We start from the raw sequence: 6,477 nt of genomic DNA on the forward strand, positions 1-6,477 counted from the left end.
CCGACGACGGAGGGAGAGTTCCGTGCGTGAGACGTACGACGTGGTGGTCGTGGGCGGCGGCGCGGCCGGGCTGAGCGGGGCGCTGGCCCTGACCCGGGCCCGCCGCTCGGTGCTGGTCGTGGATACCGGCGAGCCGCGCAACGCGCCGGCCGGGCACGTGCACAACTACCTGGCCCGCGAGGGCACGCCGCCGGGCGAGCTGCTGGCGGCCGGCCGTGCCGAGGTGGCCGGCTACGGCGGGGACTTCGTCCACGGCGGCGTCCGCTCGGCGGCGCCACGCGACGGCGGCGGGTTCCGCGTGGCCCTCACCGACGGCCGCACGGTCGACGCCCGGCGGCTGCTGGTGACCACCGGCCTGGTCGACGAGTTGCCCGACGTGCCGGGACTGGCCGAACGGTGGGGCCGCGACGTGCTGCACTGCCCGTACTGCCACGGATGGGAGGTGCGCGACGAGCCGCTGGTGGTGCTGGCCACCGGCCCGCTGGCCGCGCACCAGGCGCTGCTGCGGCGGCACTGGAGCGCCGACGTGACGGTCGTGCGGCACGGCGGGTGCGCGTTCACCGCCGAGGAGGACGAGCAGCTCGCGGCCCGCGGCGTGCGGGTGGTCGACGGTCCCGTCGCCGCGCTCGAGGTCGCCGGTGACGCGCTCACCGGCGTGCGGCTGGCCGGCGGCGAGGTGCTGCCGTGCGGGGCGCTGGTGGTGGCTCCCCGCTTCCACGCCCGCGCCGACGTGCTGACGTCGCTCGGCCTCGCGGCGGTGGAGCAGGAGATGGGCGGCCAGGTCATCGGCAGCGCCGTCCCGTCCGACCCGACGGGGGCGACCACGGTCCCCGGCGTGTGGGTGGCCGGCAACGTCACGGACCCGCGCGCCCAGGTGGTCACCTCCGTGTCCGCCGGTTCGGCGGCCGGCGCGGCGATCAACGCCGACCTGGTCGCCGAGGAGACCCGCGCGGCCGTCGCGGCCCGCCGGGCGCCCGATGCCGGACGCCGGCCGGCGCAGGTGCGGGCGTAGGGTCGGCGGCAGCCGAGTGGGACGGGACGGGAGTCGACATGGTCGGTACGGGTGCGCTCGTGGGTATCGCGCTGGTGGCGCTGGGGCTGGTGCTGACCCCCGGCCCGAACATGGTCTACCTGGTCTCCCGGTCGGTGACCCAGGGCCGACGGGCCGGGCTGGTCTCGCTGCTCGGCGTCGCCGCCGGCTTCGGCGTCTACCTGGTCGCCGCGGTCGCCGGCATCGCCACGGTGTTCGTGCTGGTGCCCGCCCTCTACACGGCGGTCAAGCTGGCCGGGGCGGCGTACCTGCTGTGGCTGGCCTGGCAGGCGCTGCGCCCCGGCGGGCAGTCGCCGTTCACGCCGGCGCCGCTGCCGCCCGACCCAGCTCGGCGGCTGTTCACGATGGGCCTGGTCACCAACCTGCTCAACCCGAAGATCGCGATCCTGTACGTGTCGCTGCTGCCGCAGTTCATCGACCCGGCCCGGGGCCACGTCGCGGCGCAGAGCCTGGTGCTGGGGCTGACCCAGATCGTGGTGGCGCTCACGGTGAACGCGCTGATCGTGCTCACCGCCGGCGCGCTCGCCGGGTTCTTCGCCCGCCGGCCGCTGTGGCTGAGGGTGCAGCGGCTGCTGACGGGAACGGTCCTGGCGGCGCTGGCGGTGCGCATCGCCGCCGACCGGTCCCGCGCCGCCGTCGCCATGCCCTGACGCCGCACCCCGACGTGCCGTGCCCACCGCCGACGCGGTGGGCACGTAGCCGGGGCGCTGACGGTCCGTTCAGAGCGCGTCGGGCTGGTCGAGCGCCGGGTGCCGCTCGCCGGGCGGGGCGTGCCAGGTGGGGGCGTCCTCGCGCAGGGTGGTGTCGATGCGCAGCCGCGCCCAGTCGTCGAGGTCGGGCAGGTCGGCCGGGTCGAACCAGCACACCTCGAGGGACTCGTCGTCGTTGACCCGCGGTTCGCCGCCCACCGCGTGGCACCGGAACCACACGTTCAGGTACTCGCAGGCGTCGCCGTTGGGGTAGACGACCGGGTGCGTGGCGACGCCGCCGACCCGGTCGATGCGTACGTGCACGCCGGTCTCCTCGTACACCTCCCGCAGGAGGGTGTCGGCGGGCTGCTCGCCGGGGTCGATGAGGCCGCCGGGCAGGGACCAGCGGCCGTTGTCGGCGCGGCGGGCCAGCAGCAGCCGACCGGCGTCGTCACGGACGACCGCGCTGACGCCGGGCAGCAGGAGCAGGTCCGCGCCGACGTGGGCGCGCAGCTTCGCGACGTACGGGGAGACGGCCACACCGGACACGCTAGTCGGCGTCGGCGCGGTGCCGGCGGACCAACCCGCACAGGGGCGGCCGCTGTGCCGGCGGGGGCCGGGCAGCGCAGTAGACTCCGCCCTCGATGGACGCCCAGCCCGCCGCCGCCGCCGACACCCGCCCCTGCGCCCACTGTGGTCGGGAGGTGCCGCAGCGCGTCGGCGCCGGCCGGCCGTTCCGCTACTGCCGCGACAACGACGGCGCCTGCCAGCGGGCCTCACGCAACAGCCGGATGCGGCACCGCAACGCCCCCGGCCTGCCCGGCCAGGTGGCCCGCACCTGGGAGGCCGTGGACCGGCTGGAGCAGGTCGCGGAGACCCTCGCCGAGGCGCTGCACGCCGAGCTGTCCCCGGTCGGCGTGGAACGCCAGCTGGCACAGGCCCGCGCCGACGCGGCGACCCAGGTGGCGGCGGCCCAGACCGAGCGGGACGAGGCCCGCCGCGACGCCGAGGACGCCGCCGCCGCGGCCGTCCGGGCCCGCGAGGAGGCCCGGTCGGCCGCCGCCGAGCGGGACACCGCCCGCGAGGAGGCCCGACGCGCCGCCGAGCAGGCCACGACGGCGGCCGAGCGCGCCGACCGGGCCGAGGCGGCCCGCGACGAGGCCCGCCGGCAGGCCAGCGCCGCGGAGGCACTGCGAACGCAGGCCGAACGCGACCGCGACGCGGCCCGCCACGAACTGCGTGCCGTGCGCGCCGACCTGGACGCGGAGCGCCGCCGGGCCGCCGACCTGAGCGGTGAGCGGGACGCCGCCCGCGGCGACGCCGACCGGGCGGCCCGCGACGCCGCCGAGGCGCTCGACCGGGCGCAGCGCCTACACGCCGACGCCGAAGCCGCCCGGGACCGGGCCGACCGGGCGCGCGAGCAGGCCGAGCAGGCGCGGGCCGAGGCCGCCGCGGCCCGGACGGCGGCCGCCGAGGCGGCGCGGGCCCGGCAGGAGGCCGAGGCGGCCCGCGCGCAGGCCGCGGCGGAGGCCGACCGCGCCCGCGCGGACCTGGCGGCGCTCGCCGGCCGGCACGACACGCTGGGCGCGGAGCTGGCCGCCGCGCGGGACGCCGCGACCGCCGCGCAGGGCCGGCTCGACGAGCTGGCGGTACGGCTGCGCGCCGCCGAGACCGACCGCGACGAGGCGCACCGGCGGGTGGCCCAGCTCGCCGAGCAGGTCAGCCACCTCGCCGCCGCCCTGGCCCACCTCGGCCCCCGCGACGTGGGCCCGCCGACCACCTGACCGGCCCGACGGGCCGGCGGTCTGCGCCGGCCCGGCTGGCCGACGGGCCGGGCCGGCCCGCTCCGGCGGGCCGGCGGGCCCTGCCCGGGGTGAAGGCGCGCCCGTCGTCCGGGCGGGGACGACGGTGTCCGGGGTGTGGGACGCCACCGACCGCGGGGCAACGGCGACAGTCGCGACGGGACGATGATGGCCGGGTGGGAAAGACACACGAACGCATCGAGGGCCGGCTGCGCACGTTCATCGAGGAGCAGCCGCTGTTCTTCACCGCCACCGCGCCGCTGTCCGGCGACGGCACCATCAACCTGTCCCCCAAGGGCCTGCGCGGCTCCTGGGCGGTGCTCGACGCGCACACCGTGGCGTACCTGGACTTCGCCGGCAGCAACGCCGAGACGATCGCGCACCTGCGGGAGAACGGCCGGATCACGCTGATGTGGTGCGCGTTCCAGGGGCCGCCGAACATCGTCCGGGTGCACGGGCGCGGCGAGCCGGTGTTCCGCGACGACCCCCGCTGGGCCGAGCTGATGGGCCACTTCCCGGACGTCGACACCAGCGTGCACGGCCTGCGGGCGATCGTCGTGGTGCGCGCCGAACTGATCCGCGACACCTGCGGCTACGCGGTGCCGTTCATGACCTACGACGCCGACCGGGACCTGCACGGCAAGCGGTTCGCCCGGGAGGACGACGCCTCGCTGAGCGACTACTTCGCCGGCAAGGAGCACATCGCCCGCAGCATCGACGGGCTGCCCGGCCTGCCGCTGCCGCTGCCCCCGACCCCGGCCGCCTGACCCGGCCGCCGCCCGCCGGGCCCGGGCGTGCGGCCCGGCCGTCCGGCGGCGCCCAGCGGGCCTGCCGCGACGGCACGGGCACGGCCCGCCGCCCTGGTCAGTGGATGCCGGCCATCAGGCCCCGGATGTGCCGGGCGAACATCACCGCGCCGAGCCCGAGAGCCGCCGAGGCCAGGCCGAAGGTGAGGAAGTACGTCGGCTCGGGCCAGGTGTCGGCGAGCCGGGCCACCTGCCCGCCGATCGCGTCGCCGACGGCGGTGGCGAGGAACCACAGTCCCATCATCTGGCTGGCGTACTTGACCGGCGCCAGCTTGGTGGTGGCGGACAGGCCGACGGGGCTCAGCGACAGCTCGCCGGCGACCTGGATGGCGTACACGGCCACGAGCCACCACGGCGAGACCAGGTCGCCGCCGACGGCGGCCTGGGCGGCGGCGGCCATCAGCACGAACGACAGGCCGTTGAGCACCAGGCCCACGGCGAACTTCACCGGGGTGGAGACCCGGTGCCCCAGCCGCAGCCAGAGCAACGCGAACAGCGGCGCCCCGATGATGATCAGGATCGGGTTGACCGACTGGAGCCACGACGCGGGGAAGGTGAACCCGGCGACGTCGCGGTCGGTGTTGTCGGCGGCGAAGATGTTCAGCACCGACCCGGCCTGGTCGTAGATCAGCCAGAACGCGGCGGCGAAGACGAACAACCACACGTACGCCTTCATCCGGCTGCGTTCGGTGGCGCTCAACTCCCGGTCCACCATGATCCGCACGAAGTACCCGATGGTGATCAGTACGGTGGCGGCGGCGAGTAGGTTGACCACGGTGTCGACGGTGAACGCCCCGGCCACGGCGAGGACGACGACCGCGAGCACGACCAGGGCGGCGACCGCGCCGACGCGGGTCAGCGCGCGGCGGCGGTCGGCGCCGAGCAGCGGGTCGGCGGGCCGCGCGCCCGCGTCGCCGAGATTGCGCCGGCCCAGCACGTACTGCAGCACGCCGAAGGTCATGCCGACCGCGGCGGCCCCGAAGCCCAGATGCCAGTTGACCTTCTCGCCGAGGAAGCCGGTGACCAGTGGGGCGGCGAATCCCCCGATGTTGATGCCCATGTAGAAGATCGAGAAGCCGGCGTCGCGGCGCGGGGAGTCCCGGTCGTAGAGGTCGCCGACCATCGTCGAGATGTTGGGCTTGAGCAGGCCCGTGCCGACGACGATCAGCGCCATGCCCGCGAAGACGCTCCATTGCGTCGGGATCGCCATGACGTAGTGCCCGGCGGCGATGACGACCCCGCCCCACAGGACGCTGCGGCGGGCGCCGATGAGCCGGTCGGCGACCCAGCCGCCCGGCAGCGCCATCAGGTAGACCATCGCGTTGTAGGTGCCGTAGACGGCGCTGGCGCTGGCCTCCCCCATCGCCTGCCCGTCGTCGGCCACGGACGCGGTCAGGTACAGCACCAGGATCGCCCGCATGCCGTAGAAGCTGAACCGCTCCCACATCTCGGTGAGGAAGAGGGTGGACAGCGCCCGCGGGTGGCCGAAGAACGTCCGCCCGGAGGGCGGACGGGACTGCACCGGCGCGTCACCCACCATCGCAACCTCCGCTCCACTCGGGCGGTTAACATCCCCGTTGGCAACGGAAACACTCCACCCAACCGACCCGGCCGGGGACGACCCCGCCGGGCGGCTGGCATGGCCGGCTACCCTGGTTCAGGCTCGCCCGGCGGCGCGGCAGCGCCCCGGGCGGGAATGGCCCGGCGGGAACGGACCGTTACACCGAGAAGACCAGCACCACCAACGAGGGGAAGTCGATCATGGGCGAGCGTATGCTGCGCGGAAGCCGTCTGGGCGCGGTGAGCTACGAATCCGACCGCAACACGGAGCTCGCGCCGCGTCAGACCCGCGAGTACCTCTGCGCCAAGGGTCACCAGTTCGAGGTGCCGTTCGCCGTCGACGCCGAGGTCCCCACGACCTGGGAGTGCAAGTTCGACGGCAGCGTCGCCCGGCTGGTCGACGGCAGCGAGCCGGAGCAGAAGAAGGCCAAGCCGCCGCGTACCCACTGGGACATGCTGCTGGAGCGGCGCTCCATCGCCGAGCTGGAGGACATCCTCGCCGAGCGGTTGCAGGAGGTTCGCACCCGCCGCGGCCGCGCCTGACCCGCACCGCACACGCCACGGCGCCC

Annotated in this window: 7 protein-coding genes; 5 read left to right on the forward strand and 2 right to left on the reverse strand. The window is 75.9% G+C overall.

Annotation, left to right across the window (positions count from 1 at the left end; genetic code table 11):
* Positions 1 to 22 precede the first annotated feature (22 nt).
* Positions 23 to 1,012: an NAD(P)/FAD-dependent oxidoreductase gene (locus AB0L34_RS08210; RefSeq protein ID WP_363702984.1), complete on the forward strand. Its 990-nt coding sequence runs from the start codon at positions 23 to 25 to the stop codon at positions 1,010 to 1,012.
* A 38-nt stretch (positions 1,013 to 1,050) separates the two neighbouring features.
* Entirely contained in the window at positions 1,051 to 1,701 is a 651-nt protein-coding gene (locus AB0L34_RS08215) for a LysE family translocator (RefSeq protein ID WP_363702986.1), read from the forward strand.
* A gap of 69 nt (positions 1,702 to 1,770) precedes the next feature.
* On the opposite strand, the gene AB0L34_RS08220 is transcribed toward AB0L34_RS08215, so the two are convergent.
* Entirely contained in the window at positions 1,771 to 2,280 is a 510-nt protein-coding gene (locus AB0L34_RS08220; RefSeq protein WP_363702988.1) for an NUDIX domain-containing protein, read from the reverse strand.
* A 104-nt stretch (positions 2,281 to 2,384) separates the two neighbouring features.
* Here AB0L34_RS08220 and AB0L34_RS08225 point away from each other — a divergent pair, with 104 nt between their 5' ends.
* The gene (locus tag AB0L34_RS08225) at positions 2,385 to 3,524 is read left to right on the forward strand and encodes a hypothetical protein (protein ID WP_363702990.1); all 1,140 of its coding nucleotides are present in this window, start codon (positions 2,385 to 2,387) and stop codon (positions 3,522 to 3,524) included.
* Between the two features lie 194 nt (positions 3,525 to 3,718).
* Entirely contained in the window at positions 3,719 to 4,309 is a 591-nt protein-coding gene (locus AB0L34_RS08230) for a pyridoxamine 5'-phosphate oxidase family protein (RefSeq protein WP_363702992.1), read from the forward strand.
* Positions 4,310 to 4,406: 97 nt separating this feature from the next.
* Here AB0L34_RS08230 and AB0L34_RS08235 read toward each other — a convergent pair whose 3' ends face one another.
* Positions 4,407 to 5,888 carry a peptide MFS transporter gene (locus AB0L34_RS08235; protein WP_363702994.1) on the reverse strand — a complete coding sequence of 494 codons (1,482 nt, stop codon included), beginning with the start codon at positions 5,886 to 5,888 and terminating at the stop codon, positions 4,407 to 4,409.
* 221 nt (positions 5,889 to 6,109) lie between these two features.
* Here AB0L34_RS08235 and AB0L34_RS08240 point away from each other — a divergent pair, with 221 nt between their 5' ends.
* On the forward strand, positions 6,110 to 6,451 hold the full coding sequence (locus AB0L34_RS08240; RefSeq protein ID WP_046564157.1) for an RNA polymerase-binding protein RbpA: 342 nt from the start codon (positions 6,110 to 6,112) through the stop codon (positions 6,449 to 6,451).
* The last annotated feature ends 26 nt before the right edge of the window (positions 6,452 to 6,477 follow it).

Source organism: Micromonospora sp. NPDC052213, assembly GCF_040679695.1.
Classification (GTDB): domain Bacteria; phylum Actinomycetota; class Actinomycetes; order Mycobacteriales; family Micromonosporaceae; genus Micromonospora.

Coding starts and splice junctions, on each gene's coding strand:
- AB0L34_RS08215 (WP_363702986.1), top strand. CDS start 1,051: ATGGTCGGTACGGGTGCGCTCGTGGGTATCGCGCTGGTGGCGCTGGGG.
- AB0L34_RS08225 (WP_363702990.1), top strand. CDS start 2,385: ATGGACGCCCAGCCCGCCGCCGCCGCCGACACCCGCCCCTGCGCCCAC.
- AB0L34_RS08235 (WP_363702994.1), bottom strand. CDS start 5,888: ATGGTGGGTGACGCGCCGGTGCAGTCCCGTCCGCCCTCCGGGCGGACG.
- AB0L34_RS08240 (WP_046564157.1), top strand. CDS start 6,110: ATGGGCGAGCGTATGCTGCGCGGAAGCCGTCTGGGCGCGGTGAGCTAC.